Origin of the sequence: Magnetospirillum sp. LM-5, from assembly GCF_902729445.1 — a bacterium.
Classification (GTDB): Bacteria; Pseudomonadota; Alphaproteobacteria; order Rhodospirillales; family Magnetospirillaceae; genus Magnetospirillum.
Map to the genome: position 1 here is coordinate 62,746 of NZ_CACVCE010000067.1, position 16,049 is coordinate 78,794.

The window sequence follows — 16,049 nt, forward strand, 5'->3', positions numbered from 1 at the left end:
CTTAATCCGGATCGGACTCGTCGGCCTTGGCCATGTTCATGATGCCGACGCCCATGCCGACGCTGCCGAAGGTGACGAACAGGCCGAAGAAGAACAGCACCAGGACCAGGATCGGATGGCTGGACGACAGCGCCAGCGTGCGCAGATGGCCCAGGTCGATGGCCAGGGTGCCGATGCCGAAGGCGGCTCCGGCCGACAATCCGTAGACCAGATGGGCGCCTAGATAGCCCAGGGCTTCCTTCGCCTTGCGATCAAGCGGCATGGCATGGTCCTTATCGCCCGCGGGGAAAAGTCCCTCGGCTTCGCCTCGGTGTACTTTATGAATCACCGTGAGAAAGTACACCGAGCGAAGCGAGGGACTTTCTTACGGCTGATCTCACACCCATTCGCGCAGGATGGCCACCAGGGGGATGTCGGCGGGCGGCATCGGCATGTCGCCCATGCGCGCGGGTCGCACCCATTTCAGTCCCTGGCCTTCCTTGGCGATCGGGCTTCCTTTCCATGTGCGCACGGCATAGAGCGGCATCAACAGGTGGAAGGTGTCGTAATCGTACGAGGCAAAGGCCAAGGGCGCCAGACAGCTTTCGCCGACGTCGATACCCAGCTCTTCGTGCAGTTCGCGGATCAGGGCGGCTTCCGGGGTCTCGCCGTCATGGACCTTGCCGCCGGGGAATTCCCACAGGCCGGCCATCATCTTGCCGGGCGGCCGGCTGGCCATCAGCACCCGGCCGTCGGTGTCGATCAGCGCGGCCGCCGCGACCAGCAGCATCGGCCGCGCCGCGTGGGTGGCCGTCCACTGGTCGGCGGTCAAGGCGAAGCGGGGCGACACCACCGAGCACCCGCGCGAGGCCACGGCGCATTGGCTGTGGCCGTCGGGCAGGAAGCCGGCCTTGCCCAGGACGGTCTTGGACGCCGGATTGTCGGGATGGACCATCGCCCACAGCCGATTGATGCCCAGATCGGCGAACAGGTGGCGGGTCAGCCGGCGAAGCGCCTCGGTGGCGTAACCCTGGCCCCAGGCCTCGCGGGCCACCCAATAGCCCAGTTCGGCCGAGCCGTCGCAATCCATGGTGAAGCCGATGGCGCCGATCACCTGTTTGTCGGTGGTCCGCTCCATCGCCAGGCCGGCGCCTTGGCCCAATTGGCGGCGCTGTTCCTGCAGCAAGATGAAGGCGTGGGCGTCGGTCTCGTGATAGGGATGCGGGATGTTGGCGGTGTATTTCGCCATGTCCCAATCGTCGAGAACCGCCGCCAGCCGGGGCGCGTCGGCATGGGTGAACGGGCGCAGGCGCAGCCGGGCGGTGGCCAGCGCCGTGCCGGCCCACACCGTCCCGGCCGACCAGCAGCCCGCTTCCTCGGTCACGTCCGGTATGACCCGTTGATGTCGATATAGGCGTGGGTCAGGTCGCAGGTCCACACCGTGGCCTTCGACCGGCCGACGCCCACGTCGGTCTCGATGACGATGTGGCTGCCCTTCATGTGGGCGGTCACCGGAGCCTCGTCATAGCCGGGCACCACCTCGCCGTCGCGGGCGACCTGGACGCCGCCGATGCGGATCGACAGCTTGTCGCGATCGGCCTTTTCGCCCGACTTGCCGACGGCCATCACCACCCGGCCCCAATTGGCGTCCTCGCCGGCGATGGCGGTCTTGACCAGCGGCGAATTGGCGATGGACAGCGCGATGCGCTTGGCCGCGCGCGTGCTGGCGGCCCCGGTCACAGTGACCTCGACGAACTTGGTCGCCCCTTCGCCGTCCTTGACCACCTGATGGGCCAGATCCTTCAGCAGGTCGAACAGCTTGGCGCGGAAGTCCTTGAGGCGCGAGTCGGCCGGATCGGCCACGGGCGCGTGCTTGGCCTGGCCGGTGGCGAACAGCATCAAGGTGTCCGAGGTCGAGGTGTCGCTGTCCACCGTGATGGCGTTGAACGAGCCCTCGACCCCCTTGGACAGCAGGGTCTGCAGCAGGTCGGCCGGCAGGGCGGCGTCGGTGAAGACGTAGGACAGCATGGTCGCCATGTCCGGCGCGATCATGCCGGCGCCCTTGGCGAAGCCGTTGATGGTGACGGTGATTCCGTCGATGCGGGCGGTGCGGGTGGCGCCCTTGGGGAAGGTGTCGGTGGTCATGATGGCCCGCGCCGCCTCGGCCCAGCAATCGCCGGCCAGCTTGGGCTTCACCTGATCCAGGACGGCGGTGATCTTGTCGTCCGGCAAGGTCACACCGATGGTGCCGGTCGAGGCGACGAACACCTCGTGAGCAGCGCAGCCGAAGGTCTTGACCGCGCCGGCGACGGTGCGTTCGACCGAGGCGATGCCGGCCTTGCCGGTGAAGGCGTTGGCATTGCCGGAATTGACGATCAGCACCCGCGCGCTGCCGCCGGCCTGGGCCTGGCGACACCAATCGACCGGGGCCGAGCGGGTCAGCGACCGTGTATAGACCCCGGCAACCGACGTGCCCGGCGCCATTTCGACCACCAACAAGTCGGTGCGCCCCTGATAGCGGATGCCGCAGGCATGGCTCGCCAGACGGATGCCGGCCAGCGGAGGCAGGCTGGGAAACTGGGCGGGAGCCAGCGGCGAAACGGCGTCGGACACGGCGGCTTCTCCTATCCTACTTCTTGGCGGGCGGGTTGGCTTCCAGCGGCTGGCCGTCCGGGGTGAACAGCTTGACCTTGGCCTTGCCGCGCATGTCGGCGACCATCTTCTGGGCGGTTTCCTCGGCCAGCTGCTCGCGGATGGCCGGGGCGGCCTGCTCCAGCGACGGCGCGCTGGCCATGCGGCGCTCATCGACCTTGATGACGTGCCAGCCGAATTGGCTTTTCACCGGGGCCGCCGACAGTTCACCCGGCTTCATGGCGAAGGCGGCATCAGCGAATTCCTTAACCATCTCGTCCTTGGTGAAGAAGCCGAGATCGCCGCCATTGGCCTTGGCCGACGGGTCCTTGGACTTGGTCTTGGCGGTTTCGGTGAAATCGGCGCCCTTCTTCAGGTCGGCCAGCACCGCCTTGGCGGCATCCTCGCCCTCGGTCAGGATGTGGCGGGCGCGCACTTCCTCTTCCGGCTTGAACTCGGCGAGGTAGCGGTCATAGGCCTGCTTGACGGCGCCGTCGGTGATGGCGGCCTTCAGCTTGCGGTTCATCCACGCCTTGACCAGCAATTGCGATTCCAGCTCTTTCAGGGCCTGGCGGACCTGGGGGTCCTTTTCCAGGCCATCCTTGCGGGCCTGTTCGGCGACAAGATAATTGTTGACCGCCATGTCCAGAAGCACAGGATAGGGAGCTTGGGCGGCCATCTGCGGAGGCAGCGAGCGCTGATAGGCGACGATGTCGCTGGTATGCAGCTTGGCCCCATTGATTTCGGCGACCACGGATTCCTTGTCGGCGGCGACGGCCAGACCCGGAACACACAGGCTCAGGACACACAGGCGGGCAAAAGTGGTCTTCATGTTCGAACTTCCTTGCGAGACGGACGGCAACGGCCGGCGACAAGGCGGTTGAACCACAGAAATGCTCCCTCGCACAAGAGGGGCGCGCGCGCTCGATGCAGCGTGCTATGTTTATGGTTGTAAAAGTGGTGGCGGATTCATGACCGACCCGATAAGGAAAAGCCTATCGCTGGCGGTATTGCTGGCGCTGATCTACGCGGTTTTCGGCGTGTTGTGGGTGGTGTCGTCGGATACCATCCTGGCGCTGATGGTCAGCGACCCCGCCCGCATGACCCTGATCCAGACCTGGAAGGGTTGGCTGTTCGTTGCTATCAGTTCGGGATTGATCCTTGCTGTTGGCAATCGTTTGTTGCGTGCTGTCGAGGAATCCGAAGGCCGCTATCGGCTGATGTTCGACGGCAATCCGGAAGCGATGTTGCTCTATGATCCGGCGACCGCCCTGGTGGTCGAGGTCAACCCGGCATTCGGCCGGCTGTTCGGCTATGGCGTCGATGAGATGCGGGCAATTCCGGTCGATACCATTCTGCCTATGTCCGAGCGCGAGCGATTCTCCCGCGAGATCGAGCGGTTGCGCGAATCGTCGTCGGACGAATCGATCTGGCAGGTGATGCGCAAGGACGGTTCGTTGTTCGAGGTCGCCTCGCACGGGCAGGGGGTCTTCATCAAAGGCCGTCTGTTGCGGCTGGTTCGCATCTCGGACGTCACCGCCCGGCTGCGCTCCGAGCGGGAACTGATCCGTGCCCTGGGCGAAGTCGCCGCCGGCAATGACCGCCTGCGCGAGTTGGGCCATGCGGTGTCGCACGACCTGCAAGAGCCGTTGCGTCAGGTCGGCAGTTTCGTCCAATTGCTCGATCGCCGCTATTCCGAGCGTCTGGACGACGAGGCCCGGCAATTCATCGCCTATGCCGTCGAGGGCGTGAAGCGGTTGAAAAGCCTGATCGGCGATTTCGAGCGGTTCGTCGAGCCGTCTTCGGCGATTCGCCAGACCGTGCCGGTCCGAACCGTGGTCGATCAGACCGTCCAGGATTTGCGGCTGTCGATCGACCGCGCCGCCGCCGACATCCAGATCGGGGATCTGCCGGTGATCCAGTCCGATCCCGGCAAGTTGGCGGTGATCTTCCACGCCCTTTTGGAAAACGCCCTCAAGTTTCGCGCCGGCGACAGGCCCTGCCGCATCAGCGTTTCCGCCGAACAGGGCGAGGCCGAAATCATCTTCCGCGTCACCGACAACGGAATCGGCGTCGAAGCCGGCCTGGGCGAGGACATCTTCGCCTTGTTCCGCCGCCTGCACACCCGCGACCGCATTCCCGGCAACGGCAGCGGGTTGGCCCTGGCCCGCAAGTTGACCGAGGCTTTGGGCGGCCGAATCTGGGCCGATCCGGCGGTTGGCGGCGGTTCGGTGTTTTCCTTCACCATTCCGCGGGTGCCGGTCTAGTTCCAACGAACTACGCCGCAGAGTCCCTACAATCAAAAGGGTTGAATGCGGCCGTGCCGCTATGCCTTTGCGCCCTGGCCCCGGCCGGCGGCGGCGACTAGTCTGGTGAATACGAAAGGCGCCCCCATCCGGGAGGCGCCTTCATTTTTAAGAATAAGAAAGGAGGCGGACAATGAACATGCAATCCGTCCGCTGCGGTTGGCAAATTGGCAAGGGGGGCGAGAACGATCTCGAGGGGCTGCACGACATCTTGGTATGCGCCAGCCGTCGTGGCTGCGGCGACTGCGTCGATTGCAGCGAGAGGGCGTTGGAAATGGTGCTACGGGCGTCGCGCAAGCCCGCCGCGCCGTCGGGGGGCGACGGCGCCGAGCGCTAGTTGCGGCCGCTCATCTGGCCGAATTGCTGGGTGAATTCTTCGCGGACCGACAAGGCGACCGCGTCCCATAGATTGGGGGGGATGGTTCCGGCGCTTTGCCCGCCCATGCCCGTCAGCCCTTGCGCACAGATCCAGTCCGGGCTCACCGTGTGGCCGAACAGGTCATCCCTGGCCAGCGCCTTCATTCCCGCATCGCCGAATTCCTGGGCATGGCTGTTGCCGTAGCGGGCGACCACCGCCGCCTGGCGGGCCAGGCCGCCGACGGCGCGCTTGGCCGAGCGGTCCTGGCAGCGTCCGGCATCGTAATGGCCGCGCATCAGGGCGATCGCATACCATTCCAGGGCGTCATGGGTCCGCCCGGCCGCCAGCAGCCGCCGTGAAAGGTCGAACAGGAAACCCGACGACACCAGGCGTTGGTGAGCCAGACTCCAGTCGATCACCTGGGCATCCTGGGCCGGGCCCATGCGGGCGACTTGGCCGTACAGGTCGGCCTGCTTCAGCCAGTCGGTCGGCGGCGGCACCGGCAGGGGCTGCTCGGCGGCCAGGGCGGCTGGCCCGGCCAGCAGGAAAAGTGCGACGGCAAGGCGGGCAATACGCATCGGCTGGTCCTTGGGCTGGTCAGAACCGCTCGGCCAGGAAGGACTGCACGGCGCTGAACAATTGGCGGCGATTCTTTTCCATCAACAGGCTGTGGGTTCCCTCGCCGACCAGGATATAGCGCCGCTGCGGCGCGCTGGTCAGCAAGGCGAACACCGACAACCCCATGTCGGGCGGCGTTTCCACATCCCATTCGCCCTGGATCACCAAGGTCGGCACCGAGACGCGGCCCGGCTCCCACATCGGCTTTCCGGCGGCCCAGAACCGGTAGAAATCGGCCACCGGCCCATTGGGAACCCGCAAGATTCCGGGCAGCGGGTCCACCTCTTCCAGGGCGTTCAGCCAGGCCTTGCCGATCGCCTCGGGGATCAGGTCCCGCCGCTCCTTTTCTGGCGCCGATTGCCGCCACCTTTCCTTGACGGTGGACAAGGCGACCTCGCGCCACGCCCCCAAATTGTCCGGCGCGCCCGCGGGCGGCGGGGTGTCGGACAGCCATTGCGGCGAATACAGCACCAGCCGATCGACCTTGGCCCCGGCCCGCACCGCATAGGACCCGGCCAGGGTGGCGCCCCACGACCAGCCGACCAGGACCAGCTTGTCCAGGCCCCGGCGCGACAGGATGTACTCGACCGCCTTATCGACGTCGCGCAGCGCGGTCTGGGTATCGACCGCCGGCGGGTTGGCCTCGGCCGGCTGGTCGAAGCTGGGCGGGCGGCTGGATTTGCCGTAGCCGCGGATGTCCAGGGCATAGACGTCATAGCCACGCTGGGCCAGGAAATCCATCCAGCTGCCGTTTTCCAGCGGCACGTCGAAGGTGGCGCCGCCGGGGAAGGTGGCGCCGTGCAGGAACAACACGGTGCGGTCGGCCTGGTGCGGCGCGTAATAATCCTTGGGATGCTTGTTGTGCAGCGCCAGGCGGATGCCGTCGTCGCGGGCGTCGAAGCTCAGCTCTTCCGTCACCAGGGACGACAGCGGCAACAGGGTCTGGGCGGCGACCGGGCACGCCAGGGCGGCCAAGACCAGAATAGCGACGAAGACGCGAACCAACATCTGGGCTTCCTCCCGGGGCGACCACGCCGGCATGATGGGCGAGGCGGCCATGCCCCGTCAATCCAGGGTCAGCCCGTATAGACCGTGGGGTCGGGCACGCCGGCCTGTTCGAAGCCCTTGCGGCGCAGGCGGCAGGAATCGCAGCGGCCGCAGGCGCGGCCCAGCTGGTCGGGGTCGTAGCAGGAAGAGGTCAGGGCGTAATCGACCCCCAGCTCGACCCCTTTGGCGATGATCTGGGCCTTGGTCAGATCGATCAGCGGGGTGTGGATGGTCAGTTTGTGGCCTTCCACCCCGGCCTTGGTCGCCAGGTTGGCCATGCGCTCGAAGGCGGCGACATATTCCGGGCGGCAATCGGGATAGCCGGAATAATCGACGGCGTTGACGCCGACGAAGATGTCGAAGGCTTCCAGCACCTCGGCCCAGGCCAGGGCGAAGGACAGCATGATGGTGNCAGGGCGAAGGACAGCATGATGGTGTTGCGCGCCGGCACGTAGGTCACCGGGATGCCCCCGGCGATGGTCGCATCGTCGCGATCCTTGGGGACGTCGATGTCGGCGGTCAGCGCCGAGCCGCCGAAGGCCCGCAGGTCGATCTCGGCGACCCGGTGGCTTGCAGCGCCCAGGGCGGCGGCGACCCTGGCGGCGGCGGCCAGTTCGACCGCGTGGCGCTGGCCATAGCGGAACGACAGCGCCCAGCATTCGAAGCCGGCCTTCTGGGCCATGGCCAGCACGGTGGCGGAATCCAGCCCGCCCGACAGCAAGACGACGGCGCGCCGTGTCATCGGCTACAGCGAGAAATGCGACTGCACGAAGGCGTCGATCTCGGCCTCGGCCCAGCCCTTGGCGGCCAGATCGGCGCGCACGGCGGCGATGTCGATGTTGGGCCAGGTGTGGCAGCTGTCCACCGTGTGCTTGTCGGCGTCCATGATGCGGAAATCGTAGGGCCGGCTTTCGCTTTGGAAGACGTCGTAATACAGCACCTGATCGACGGCGTTGTCGGGCAGATAGGTCAGGATGCGCGGCTTCAGGGTGTAAAGCTCTTCCGGGCCCTTGATGAATTCGGTGGCGGCGATGATCACCTCGTCGCCGGCCTGGCAGGTGCGGGCGGCGGCGCCGTTCAGGATGCAGCAGCGCGAGCCGGGCTGACCGAAGATCACGTAGGTCGACAGCCTGGCCCCGGAATTCTTGTTCCAGATATCGACGAATTCCATGGGATAGATGCCGGCCAGCGCGCACTGTTCGGGATCCAGGGTGATGGAACCGTGATAGTTCAGGTCGGCGCTGGTGACGCGGATGCCGTGCAGCTTGGCGCGAATGACCTTCATCATGACAAGAATCCCAAGGAAAAGTGCGGCGGTCGTTGCGGGGGAGATAGCGTCTCGGGCACAGGAAAGCAACTCAATCTTGAGCGCTGGCCTCGGGTAAAACAATTCTATTGATTTCACAGGGCGCGAGACTCAGTATCTCGGGGTTGATTCCACCCTGGACCCACGAGATATCGGTTATGGACGCCCAGAAGCTTGCCAAGGTGCTGGCGCTGGCCGCCTCGGACAACGATTCCGAGGCGCTGCACGCGTTGCGGACGGCCAAGCGCCTGCTGGAAAGCCAGGGGGCCGATTTCGTCGAACTGGCGCGCCGCGTCGCCGACCCCAAGGGCGGCACCGCCGAGGCGCTGGAAGACGCGGTGTTCGACTTGCGTAACGAGGTGCGCCGCCTGCGGGCCGAGAACGAGCGCCTGCGCCAGATCGGCCCGGGCACCCTACCGCCCGAGGCCAAGCCCGAGCCGCAAGGCTTCCAGGACGCCGCGCGCGAGGCCGCCGCCGGCATCCGTCTCAGGGCCGAACTGGCCCGGATGACCGAAGAGCTTGAGGTCGCCCGCACCGAGATGCTGCGCCTGAAATCCCACGAGGCGACCATGCACGACCAGTTCCGCGAGGCGCTGGCCGAGGCCGGCAAGCTGGGTGTGCGCCTGTCCGAGGCCGAAAGCCGGCGCATGCGCCTCGAGGCCGAGAACCGTCGTTTGTCGCACGCCAACCATGCCCTGAAAGTCGAGCTGGACGAGTTGCTGGCCCAGCGCCATCACGCCGCCGCCCAACTGGTCGCCCACGAAGTCCGCCAGGAGCTGGAAGGCAAGAAGCCGCGCAAGACCCGCTCGAAGCTGAAGGATTCCGCGGGCCAGTACGCCCTGCTGTAGGGATCATGGAACCCCGCCCCAGCCTGTGGATGCGTGCGGTCGCCGTCTGCCGCGCCGAACTTCGCCATCTGACCACCATCCATCCTACCGACCGGCCGTGGGAATTGCCGGTCGGCGCCGCTATCGCCACCGGCCTGCCCTTGTTCATCGGCGCCTTCTTCGACCGGTTGGATTTCGGCCTGGCCTCGTCGCTGGGCGGATTGTGCTTCATGTACCTGCCGGCGACGGCCTTGTCGCACCGGATGGTGATGCAGATGGCCTGCGCCTTCGGCCTGATCGCCTGCTACGCCCTGGGTGTGACAAGCCAGTTCGTGCCGTTCCTGGCGGTGCCGGTGCTGACCTTCGCCGCCATTCTGGTCACCATGGTCTGCCGCTTCTACGGGGTCGGCATGCCCGGCAGCCTGTTCTTCGTGATGGTCGCGGCCATCGGCGCCGATCTGCCGGTCACCGCGCTGGAGGTGCCGGCCCGCGTCGGCCTGGTGGCCATGGGGGCGGTGCTGGCCTGCCTGATCGGCTTTCTTTACAGCATCCACGTCCTGCGCCGCCGGGCGCCGCACCAGCCGCCGCCGCCGACCGCCTCGTTCGATTTCGTGGTGTTCGATTCGGTGGTGATCGGACTGTGCGTCGGGCTGTCGGTCGCCGTGGCCCGGGGATTGGGCGCCGAGCAGGCCTATTGGGTGCCGGTCAGCTGCCTGGCGGTGATCCAGGGCGCGTCGTTGCGGGCGGTGTGGACCAAGAAGCTGCAGCGTATCCTGGGGACCTCGGCCGGCCTGCTGCTGACCTGGGGCCTGTTCCTGCTGCCGCTGGGGCCGTGGACCATCGCGCTGACCATGACCGTCCTGATCTTCATCATCGAGACCATGGTGGTCCGTCATTACGGCCTTGCCGTCATGTTCATCACGCCGCTGACCATCCTGCTGGCCGAGGCCACCACCATGGGGCAAGGCCCGGCGGCGGATTTGATGCAGGCGCGGCTGTTCGACACCGTGCTGGGCGCGTTCGTCGGATTGCTGGGCGGCATCGCCCTGCACAGCCCGCGCTTTCGCGGGGCCGCGGGCGGCGCGATGCGACGTCTGATTCCGGCCCGCTTTCGCGGCGGATCAGCGCCTGAGCCAGCGGCGGATACGGGCACGGACCTCGCGGCCCGAGGGGAATAGCGGCAGTTTCGGCTTGTCGATCTCGGTGGGCTCGGTGGCCAGGCCGATCTCGGTGATGGAATCGTGAGGACCCAGGGCGCGCACGATCAGTTCCACCTCGCCCAGGCCGACCCGGTCGCCGATGCCGGGATAGCTGCCCAGGGTCTCGCGCATCCACTGCGCCACGGTGACGTCTTGCGAATCGGGCGGCATGGCCAGCCCGTACAGCAGGCCCAGATCGGACATGCGGGCATGCGGGTCGATGGGAAAGTCGCCGAAGAATTGGCGGTCGGCCTCGGCGGCGTCGGCATGGCTGGCGAACAGGCGGTCCAACTGGGACAGGCGTTCGGGGCGGGCGAACAGCCATACCAGATCGCCCGGCTTCAAGGCGTGCATCGACGCCCCCAGGAAGGAATGGCCGTCGCGCACCACCAGTGACGGGCGCGCCCAACTGGGCAGTTTGTGGCCGCGCGCCACCAGCGAATCCGGCACGATGCGGTAAGACACCAATTCGTGGCGGGTGCCGGGGATTTCCAGCTCGACGCGCTCGACCGGGCCGATCCGGCGCGGCACCACCTGGCCCAGCCAGCGGGCCACGGGCGCGATGGTCCAGCCCTGCAGGGCCAGCGAGACCAGCACCACCATGAAGGTGACGTTGAAGAACAGCCGGCCGTTTTCCATGCCGGCCACCATCGGCAGGATCGACAGCAGGATCGACACAGCGCCGCGCAGGCCGATCCAGGCGACGAAGGCGGTTTCGTTGCGGTTCATGCGAAAGGGCAGCAAGCCGACCCACACCGCCACCGGGCGGGCGACGAACATCAGCACGAAGGCCACGCCCAGGCTGGGCAGGATCAGCGGCAGGAATTGCGACGGCGTCGCCAACAGGCCCAGCGCCAGGAACATGGCGATCTGCGCCAGCCACGAGGCGGCGTCCTGGAAGCGGCGCATGGTGTCGGGGGCCGACAGTCGGGCATTGCCGGCCAGCAGGCCGGCGACATAGACGGCCAGGAAGCCCGAGCCGCCGATCAGGGCGGTGGCGGCCATCAGCATCAGCGCCATCGACAGGGCGGCGACCGGCAACAGGCCGCGCTCGATGCCCAACCGGTTGACGGCGGCGATGATCAGATAGCCGCCGCCCAGGCCGGCGATCAGCCCGATCCCCACCTCCATGGCCAGGTGGCCCAGGATGAAGGCGACCAGATCGTCGCCGCCGCCGCCGGTCAGGACCCGGATCATGACGATGGTCAGGAAGATGGCCATCGGGTCGTTCGAGCCCGATTCCACTTCCAGGATCGAGCGGACGCGATCGCGGACATGGATGCCGCCGACGCGCAGCAGGAAGAACACCGCCGCCGCGTCGGTCGAGGCGACGATGGCGCCCAGCAGCAATCCCTGCGGCCAATCCAGCCCCAGCAGGTAATGGCCGGGCACCGCCACGATCGCAGCCGTCAGCACCACGCCGACCGAGGCCAGCGACAAGGATGGCAGCGCCGCCTGGCGCACGCTTTTCAACGGGGTATGGAAGCCGGCGTCGAACAGCACGATGGCCAGGGCCACGGTGCCGATGGCATAGGCGGTGCCGACATCGTCGAAGCGGATGCCGCCCAGCCCGTCCTCGCCGGCCAGCAGGCCGACGGCCAGGAACACCAACAGCAGCGGCGCGCCGACCCGAAAGGACAGCAGGCTGGAAAAGATGGAAAGGGTCACCAGACCCGAAAGAACCAGCAAGGTGATGTTCAGACTTTCGATCACCCGGTTTGGCTCCTTTAGCCGAGGTTGATGCCTCCCTCTTTTACCAGCTTACGGTCACTTGTGATAGAAACCGGCCCCGACCACGTGGTCGCCGACCTGGACGACATACGAGGTCTTGTTTTCCAACTTGCCGGTGGTCGGGTTCTTCCACAGATAATCGACGGTGGCGGTGCCGTCGCGCTTGGCCTTCTTGACGATTTCCTGAACCACCTTCAGGCCGGCGGCGTCGGTCATCTCCCAGGCGTTCTGGCCGGTGCGCTCCGGCCGGTAGCCGGTGGCCCGATAGACCCCCTTCTTGTCGAAGGCGAACAGGTAAAGCTCGCCCCGGATCCATTTGCCGGCCGGGTCGTTGAAATCGGCGAAAGCCTTGTCGGGGCCGACCGCCTTGATATGGGCGACGCCTTCGTCAACCAGGGCCTTGGCCTGGTCGAAGGTGTGGCGCGGAGCCTCGGCCTTGGCCGGTTCGGGCACCAGGTCGGCGGCGAAGGCGGGGGCACCGCCCAGAACCGCCGCTCCGACCACCAACACCGCCAGAATCTTAACGAAAGCCATCACCCACACTCCCCGCAACGAAAAATCTTGCCCAATTCTAATATACCCTTTGCTGCACTGCAATCACCCGACGCCGTTGGCCTTCAGCCAGGCCTGCAACTGCATCCAGCCATCCTTGGCCGGCTCGGCCCGATAGCTGGGGCGGTAATCGGCGTGGAAGGCGTGGGGGGCGCCGTCATAGACCTTGATCTCGGTCTTGACCTTGGCCCCCTTCAGGGCGGCGCGCATCTTCTCGACCGAGTCCGGCGAGATGCCCTGGTCGGCGCCGCCGTAAAGCCCCAGCACCGGGGCCTTGAGCTCGGCGGCGATATCGACCGGATGCTTCGGGCTGTTGGCCGAGGCATCGCCGACCAGACGGCCATACCACGCCACGCCGGCCTTCAGCATGGGATTGTGGGCGGCGTACAGCCAGACGATGCGCCCACCCCAGCAAAAGCCGGTGATGGCCAGCTTCTTGGGGTCGCCGCCGGCGCTTTTGGCGGCCCAGGTGGCGACGGAATCCAGGTCGGCCAGCACCTGCTCGTCGGGAACCGAGGCGACGATGGTCTTCAACAGGGTCGGAATGTCGGAAATCTTCGAGGGATCGCCCTGGCGGACGTAAAGCTCGGGGGCGACGGCCAGATAGCCCAGCTTGGCCAGGCGGCGGCAAACGTCGCGGATATGTTCGTGCACGCCGAAGATTTCCTGCACCACCATCACCGTGGGCAGCGGGCCGGTGGCCTCGGCCGGGCGCGCCGCATAGGCCGGAAGCGAACGGTCGCGGGCCGGGATCAGGACGTCGGCCGTCTCCAGGCCGGCGGTGTCGGTGACGATGGCCTCGGCCCTGGCCGGCCCGGCGGCCAAGGCGAAGCCGGTGGCGGCCAGGGCGGTGCCGACGAACCCGCGGCGGCTGAAATCGGGATTAAGGCTCTTCAGATCGGCCAGCATGCGGACATCCTCCCCAGGATTGAATTGTGGCGACCAGTGTGAACTGGTTATGGGCGCCTGAAAAGGCAAGTCGGCATCGCTTGACCTTTGTCAGGTCGGGGCTGGTTCGTTCGCGGTAGGCTGTCGCGCGAAACCCGGAAGGAACCACCATGCCTCGCATTACCCTTGCCCTCGTCTTTGCCGCCGGCTCAGCCGCCGCCGCCGACTTTTCCTGCCCCAGCATGGCCGACATCGTCCAGGTCGGCTCGTGCCCGACTGAATCTGAGATGAAATGGGGATTTTCCGGCTATTGCAGCGACAATGCCCGCATGTACGACAAGGACGGCAAGGATATCTGCACCGACATCGAGCGCTACAAAGAGGCCAAGAACGTCTCGCTATGGGAAGCCGGCCCGTTCCAGGGCTATCTGTCCTGCACCGCCCCGCAAGACTCCCTGAAAGCGGCCAAGCTGGACGATGTGGGAATCGGCAAGGCCGGGGCGATCACCCGCGTCGTCTGCCGCTATGAGGGCGGCCACGAAATGGTGATGCGCACCCGCGCGCCGTGCACCCGCCAAGGCGACAAGGCCGTCTGCGGGGATTAGCGGATTCCGAACTGCGAAATCCGCGCCAAGCCCGCGCGGCGTTGAGCGTGCCCGGGACGGGCCATACGGACAAATTCCAGAGCCGATTTCGATTGAACGAAATCGGCTCTGAGGGTCAGCTGCCGACCGGGCCGCCATCGTCCTTGGTGATGGCGACGATGGCCGGCCGGGGCGGCAGGTCGGGCCGGAAATCCGGCCAGCGGGTCGAGGGCCGGTCGAAGGTGGAATCCTTGTCCTCGCCGGGATGCTGGACGGCGACGAACAGCGTGCGGTTGTCGGGGGTGAAGGCCGGGCCGCACATCTCGGCGTCGCGCGGGACGCCATAGAAGAACTTGACCAGCGCCCGGCCGGGGCCATCGACGTCGCAGGCATAGATGCCGTCGGGAATGGCGTTGGTGCGCTGGTGCGAGCCCTGGTCGCTGGAAATCCACAGCCGCCCGCGATTGTCGAAGGCGCAATTGTCGGGTGCCGACAGCCAGGCGCCATAGGTCTCGTTGGCCGGGTGATAGGTGGCGCCGTCGGCGCGCCGGCCGGCCAGGAACAGGATTTCCCAGCGGAAGCGCTCGGCGTCGTGGCGGCCGATCCGGCCCTTGCCGGCGCCGGGCGGGGTCAGTTCCAGCACATGGCCATGGCGGTTGTCGGCGCGGGGATTGGCCCCGTTCACCTGCTCGGGCTTTCGCTGGCTGTTGTTGGTCAGCATGACGTAGACGCGGCCGTTGGCCGGATTGGTCTCGACATCCTCGGGCCGGTCCATGGGGGTGGCCCCGACCAGATCGGCGGCACGGCGCGCGTCGATCAGCACGTCGGCCTGGCTGGCGAAGCCGTTGGCCGGGGTCAGCTTGCCCTGGCCCCACACCAGCGGCAGCCAGGTCATGGTGCCGTCCTTGTCGAAGCGGGCCACCGAAAGCGTGCCGTGATCCAGCAGGCCGAAATTGGCGCGGCGGTTCTTGCGGTCGATGGGGTCGCGGCTGACGAAGCGGTACAGGTACTCGAACATCTCGTCATCGCCGGTATAGACCACGACGCGGCCGTCGGCCAGGGTCACGCAGGTCGCCGCCTCGTGCTTGAAGCGGCCCAGCGCGGTGCGCTTGACCGGAACCGAGGTGGGGTCGTAGGGGTCGAACTCGACCACCCAGCCGAAGCGGTTGGGTTCGTTCGGTTCCTTCTCGACGTCGAAGCGGTCGTGGAAGCGCGACCAGGCATAGCGGCTTTTGCCCTTGATCCCCAGGCGGATATGGTTGACCGATTCCGGGGTCTTCTTGGGGTCGCCCGAGAAATAGGTGTCGAAATTCTCCTCGGCGATCAGCACGGTGCCCCAGGGCGTGACGCCGCCGGCGCAGTTGTTGAGGGTGCCCAGCACCGACCGCCCCGACGGGTCGGCCTTGGTCTTCAGGCGGTCATGGCCGGCGGCGGGGCCGGACATCTGGAACTCGGTGGTCAGCGCCGACAGGCGCCGGGCGAACGGGCTGGCGGGGACCACCTGCCAGCTTTGCCCGCTTTTCTTGACCTCGATCACCGAATGGCCATGGGCGGCGATCTCGACATCGACCTGCTCGCGGGTCAGCTTCTCGGTCTTGTCCTTCAAGGTCAGGCCGGGAAACATCAACTCGGCGTTGGTGTATTCATGGTTGACGCACAAGAGGCCATGTTCCGACGCCAACGAGCCCACCGGCAGCGGCATGAAGGCGACGAAATCGTTGTTGTAGCCGAACTGGCGATCCTGGGCGGCAGCACTTTGCGCAAGGACGTCGAAGGCCGGCGCGTCGGCGGTGACGCCGTCGCCCCAGCGGATCAGAACCTGGGCCTGATGGCCGGCGGCGACCCGATGGGTGTCGGCGATGGTGTGCTCGGGCTGGCGGAAGGCCAGGCTGGAGGGATCGGAAGCGCCTTCCTTGGCCGAGGCCTGGCCGGGCAGGGCGGCCACGGCGCCGGCGGCGGCCGAGGCGGCAAGGATTTGGCGGCGGCTCAGCACGATCTCGGTCGAATCCAGGCGGCGCATCAA

Annotated in this window: 16 protein-coding genes and 1 pseudogene; 5 read left to right on the forward strand and 12 right to left on the reverse strand. The window is 66.7% G+C overall.

The features are described 5' to 3' along the window. Position 1 precedes the first annotated feature (1 nt). The 4 genes from MTBLM5_RS16720 to MTBLM5_RS16735 form a co-directional block, all read right to left on the reverse strand. Positions 2-262: a hypothetical protein gene (locus MTBLM5_RS16720; RefSeq protein WP_173977190.1), complete on the reverse strand. Its 261-nt coding sequence runs from the start codon at positions 260-262 to the stop codon at positions 2-4. A gap of 114 nt (positions 263-376) precedes the next feature. Beyond that, positions 377-1,363, reverse strand: a complete 987-nt coding sequence (locus tag MTBLM5_RS19150; RefSeq protein ID WP_173977191.1) for a bifunctional GNAT family N-acetyltransferase/(deoxy)nucleoside triphosphate pyrophosphohydrolase — start codon at positions 1,361-1,363, stop codon at positions 377-379. Beyond that, positions 1,360-2,592, reverse strand: a complete 1,233-nt coding sequence (gene argJ, locus MTBLM5_RS16730) for a bifunctional glutamate N-acetyltransferase/amino-acid acetyltransferase ArgJ (RefSeq protein WP_173977192.1) — start codon at positions 2,590-2,592, stop codon at positions 1,360-1,362. The genes MTBLM5_RS19150 and argJ overlap by 4 nt, the downstream gene beginning before the upstream one ends. Positions 2,593-2,608: 16 nt before the next feature. Continuing rightward, on the reverse strand, positions 2,609-3,442 hold the full coding sequence (locus MTBLM5_RS16735) for a peptidylprolyl isomerase (RefSeq protein WP_173977193.1): 834 nt from the start codon (positions 3,440-3,442) through the stop codon (positions 2,609-2,611). A 139-nt stretch (positions 3,443-3,581) separates the two neighbouring features. On the opposite strand from MTBLM5_RS16735, the gene MTBLM5_RS16740 reads away from it, so the two are divergent. Both MTBLM5_RS16740 and MTBLM5_RS16745 read left to right on the forward strand, forming a co-directional pair. Next, complete coding sequence (locus MTBLM5_RS16740; protein WP_173977194.1) at positions 3,582-4,877, forward strand: ATP-binding protein; 1,296 nt, start codon at positions 3,582-3,584, stop codon at positions 4,875-4,877. 172 nt (positions 4,878-5,049) lie between these two features. Next, positions 5,050-5,253 carry a hypothetical protein gene (locus tag MTBLM5_RS16745; RefSeq protein WP_173977195.1) on the forward strand — a complete coding sequence of 68 codons (204 nt, stop codon included), beginning with the start codon at positions 5,050-5,052 and terminating at the stop codon, positions 5,251-5,253. On the opposite strand, the gene MTBLM5_RS16750 is transcribed toward MTBLM5_RS16745, so the two are convergent. The 4 genes and pseudogenes from MTBLM5_RS16750 to MTBLM5_RS16765 form a co-directional block, all read right to left on the reverse strand. Continuing rightward, complete coding sequence (locus MTBLM5_RS16750; RefSeq protein WP_173977196.1) at positions 5,250-5,852, reverse strand: hypothetical protein; 603 nt, start codon at positions 5,850-5,852, stop codon at positions 5,250-5,252. The genes MTBLM5_RS16745 and MTBLM5_RS16750 overlap by 4 nt on opposite strands. Before the next feature lie 19 nt (positions 5,853-5,871). Beyond that, positions 5,872-6,900, reverse strand: coding sequence for an alpha/beta hydrolase (locus MTBLM5_RS16755; protein WP_173977197.1), 1,029 nt, complete (start codon positions 6,898-6,900; stop codon positions 5,872-5,874). 68 nt (positions 6,901-6,968) lie between these two features. After that, positions 6,969-7,681: pseudogene (gene queC, locus MTBLM5_RS16760) on the reverse strand (7-cyano-7-deazaguanine synthase QueC). A 3-nt stretch (positions 7,682-7,684) separates the two neighbouring features. Then, on the reverse strand, positions 7,685-8,227 hold the full coding sequence (locus MTBLM5_RS16765) for an aspartate 1-decarboxylase (RefSeq protein WP_173977198.1): 543 nt from the start codon (positions 8,225-8,227) through the stop codon (positions 7,685-7,687). Between the two features lie 176 nt (positions 8,228-8,403). Here MTBLM5_RS16765 and MTBLM5_RS16770 point away from each other — a divergent pair, with 176 nt between their 5' ends. Together MTBLM5_RS16770 and MTBLM5_RS16775 are read left to right on the forward strand one after the other, a co-directional pair. After that, on the forward strand, positions 8,404-9,093 hold the full coding sequence (locus MTBLM5_RS16770) for a metalloendopeptidase (protein ID WP_173977199.1): 690 nt from the start codon (positions 8,404-8,406) through the stop codon (positions 9,091-9,093). A gap of 5 nt (positions 9,094-9,098) precedes the next feature. Then, on the forward strand, positions 9,099-10,250 hold the full coding sequence (locus tag MTBLM5_RS16775; protein ID WP_254431101.1) for an FUSC family protein: 1,152 nt from the start codon (positions 9,099-9,101) through the stop codon (positions 10,248-10,250). Here the strand turns inward: MTBLM5_RS16775 and MTBLM5_RS16780 are convergent. The 3 genes from MTBLM5_RS16780 to MTBLM5_RS16790 all read right to left on the reverse strand — a co-directional run bounded on the left by MTBLM5_RS16780 (position 10,194) and on the right by MTBLM5_RS16790 (position 13,463). Beyond that, a complete protein-coding gene (locus MTBLM5_RS16780; RefSeq protein WP_173977200.1) occupies positions 10,194-11,984 on the reverse strand; it encodes a potassium/proton antiporter in 1,791 nt (596 codons plus the stop codon). The genes MTBLM5_RS16775 and MTBLM5_RS16780 overlap by 57 nt on opposite strands. Positions 11,985-12,038: 54 nt before the next feature. Continuing rightward, positions 12,039-12,536, reverse strand: coding sequence for a cache domain-containing protein (locus tag MTBLM5_RS16785; RefSeq protein ID WP_173977201.1), 498 nt, complete (start codon positions 12,534-12,536; stop codon positions 12,039-12,041). A 63-nt stretch (positions 12,537-12,599) separates the two neighbouring features. After that, positions 12,600-13,463 carry a dienelactone hydrolase family protein gene (locus MTBLM5_RS16790; RefSeq protein WP_173977202.1) on the reverse strand — a complete coding sequence of 288 codons (864 nt, stop codon included), beginning with the start codon at positions 13,461-13,463 and terminating at the stop codon, positions 12,600-12,602. 149 nt (positions 13,464-13,612) lie between these two features. Between MTBLM5_RS16790 and MTBLM5_RS16795 the strand changes: the two genes are divergently transcribed. Further along, positions 13,613-14,047, forward strand: a complete 435-nt coding sequence (locus MTBLM5_RS16795) for a hypothetical protein (protein ID WP_173977203.1) — start codon at positions 13,613-13,615, stop codon at positions 14,045-14,047. 115 nt (positions 14,048-14,162) lie between these two features. Here the strand turns inward: MTBLM5_RS16795 and MTBLM5_RS16800 are convergent, their stop codons facing one another. Further along, complete coding sequence (locus MTBLM5_RS16800) at positions 14,163-16,046, reverse strand: PhoX family phosphatase (RefSeq protein WP_173977204.1); 1,884 nt, start codon at positions 16,044-16,046, stop codon at positions 14,163-14,165. Positions 16,047-16,049: the final 3 nt, after the last annotated feature.

Bases quoted from the DNA above. Each gene is read 5' to 3' on its own strand.
- MTBLM5_RS16720 (WP_173977190.1), bottom strand. From the start codon at position 262: ATGCCGCTTGATCGCAAGGCGAAGGAAGCCCTGGGCTATCTAGGCGCC.
- MTBLM5_RS16735 (WP_173977193.1), bottom strand. From the start codon at position 3,442: ATGAAGACCACTTTTGCCCGCCTGTGTGTCCTGAGCCTGTGTGTTCCG.
- MTBLM5_RS16740 (WP_173977194.1), top strand. From the start codon at position 3,582: ATGACCGACCCGATAAGGAAAAGCCTATCGCTGGCGGTATTGCTGGCG.
- MTBLM5_RS16745 (WP_173977195.1), top strand. From the start codon at position 5,050: ATGAACATGCAATCCGTCCGCTGCGGTTGGCAAATTGGCAAGGGGGGC.
- MTBLM5_RS16750 (WP_173977196.1), bottom strand. From the start codon at position 5,852: ATGCGTATTGCCCGCCTTGCCGTCGCACTTTTCCTGCTGGCCGGGCCA.
- MTBLM5_RS16755 (WP_173977197.1), bottom strand. From the start codon at position 6,900: ATGTTGGTTCGCGTCTTCGTCGCTATTCTGGTCTTGGCCGCCCTGGCG.
- MTBLM5_RS16765 (WP_173977198.1), bottom strand. From the start codon at position 8,227: ATGATGAAGGTCATTCGCGCCAAGCTGCACGGCATCCGCGTCACCAGC.
- MTBLM5_RS16770 (WP_173977199.1), top strand. From the start codon at position 8,404: ATGGACGCCCAGAAGCTTGCCAAGGTGCTGGCGCTGGCCGCCTCGGAC.
- MTBLM5_RS16775 (WP_254431101.1), top strand. From the start codon at position 9,099: ATGGAACCCCGCCCCAGCCTGTGGATGCGTGCGGTCGCCGTCTGCCGC.
- MTBLM5_RS16785 (WP_173977201.1), bottom strand. From the start codon at position 12,536: ATGGCTTTCGTTAAGATTCTGGCGGTGTTGGTGGTCGGAGCGGCGGTT.
- MTBLM5_RS16790 (WP_173977202.1), bottom strand. From the start codon at position 13,463: ATGCTGGCCGATCTGAAGAGCCTTAATCCCGATTTCAGCCGCCGCGGG.
- MTBLM5_RS16795 (WP_173977203.1), top strand. From the start codon at position 13,613: ATGCCTCGCATTACCCTTGCCCTCGTCTTTGCCGCCGGCTCAGCCGCC.
- MTBLM5_RS16800 (WP_173977204.1), bottom strand. From the start codon at position 16,046: ATGCGCCGCCTGGATTCGACCGAGATCGTGCTGAGCCGCCGCCAAATC.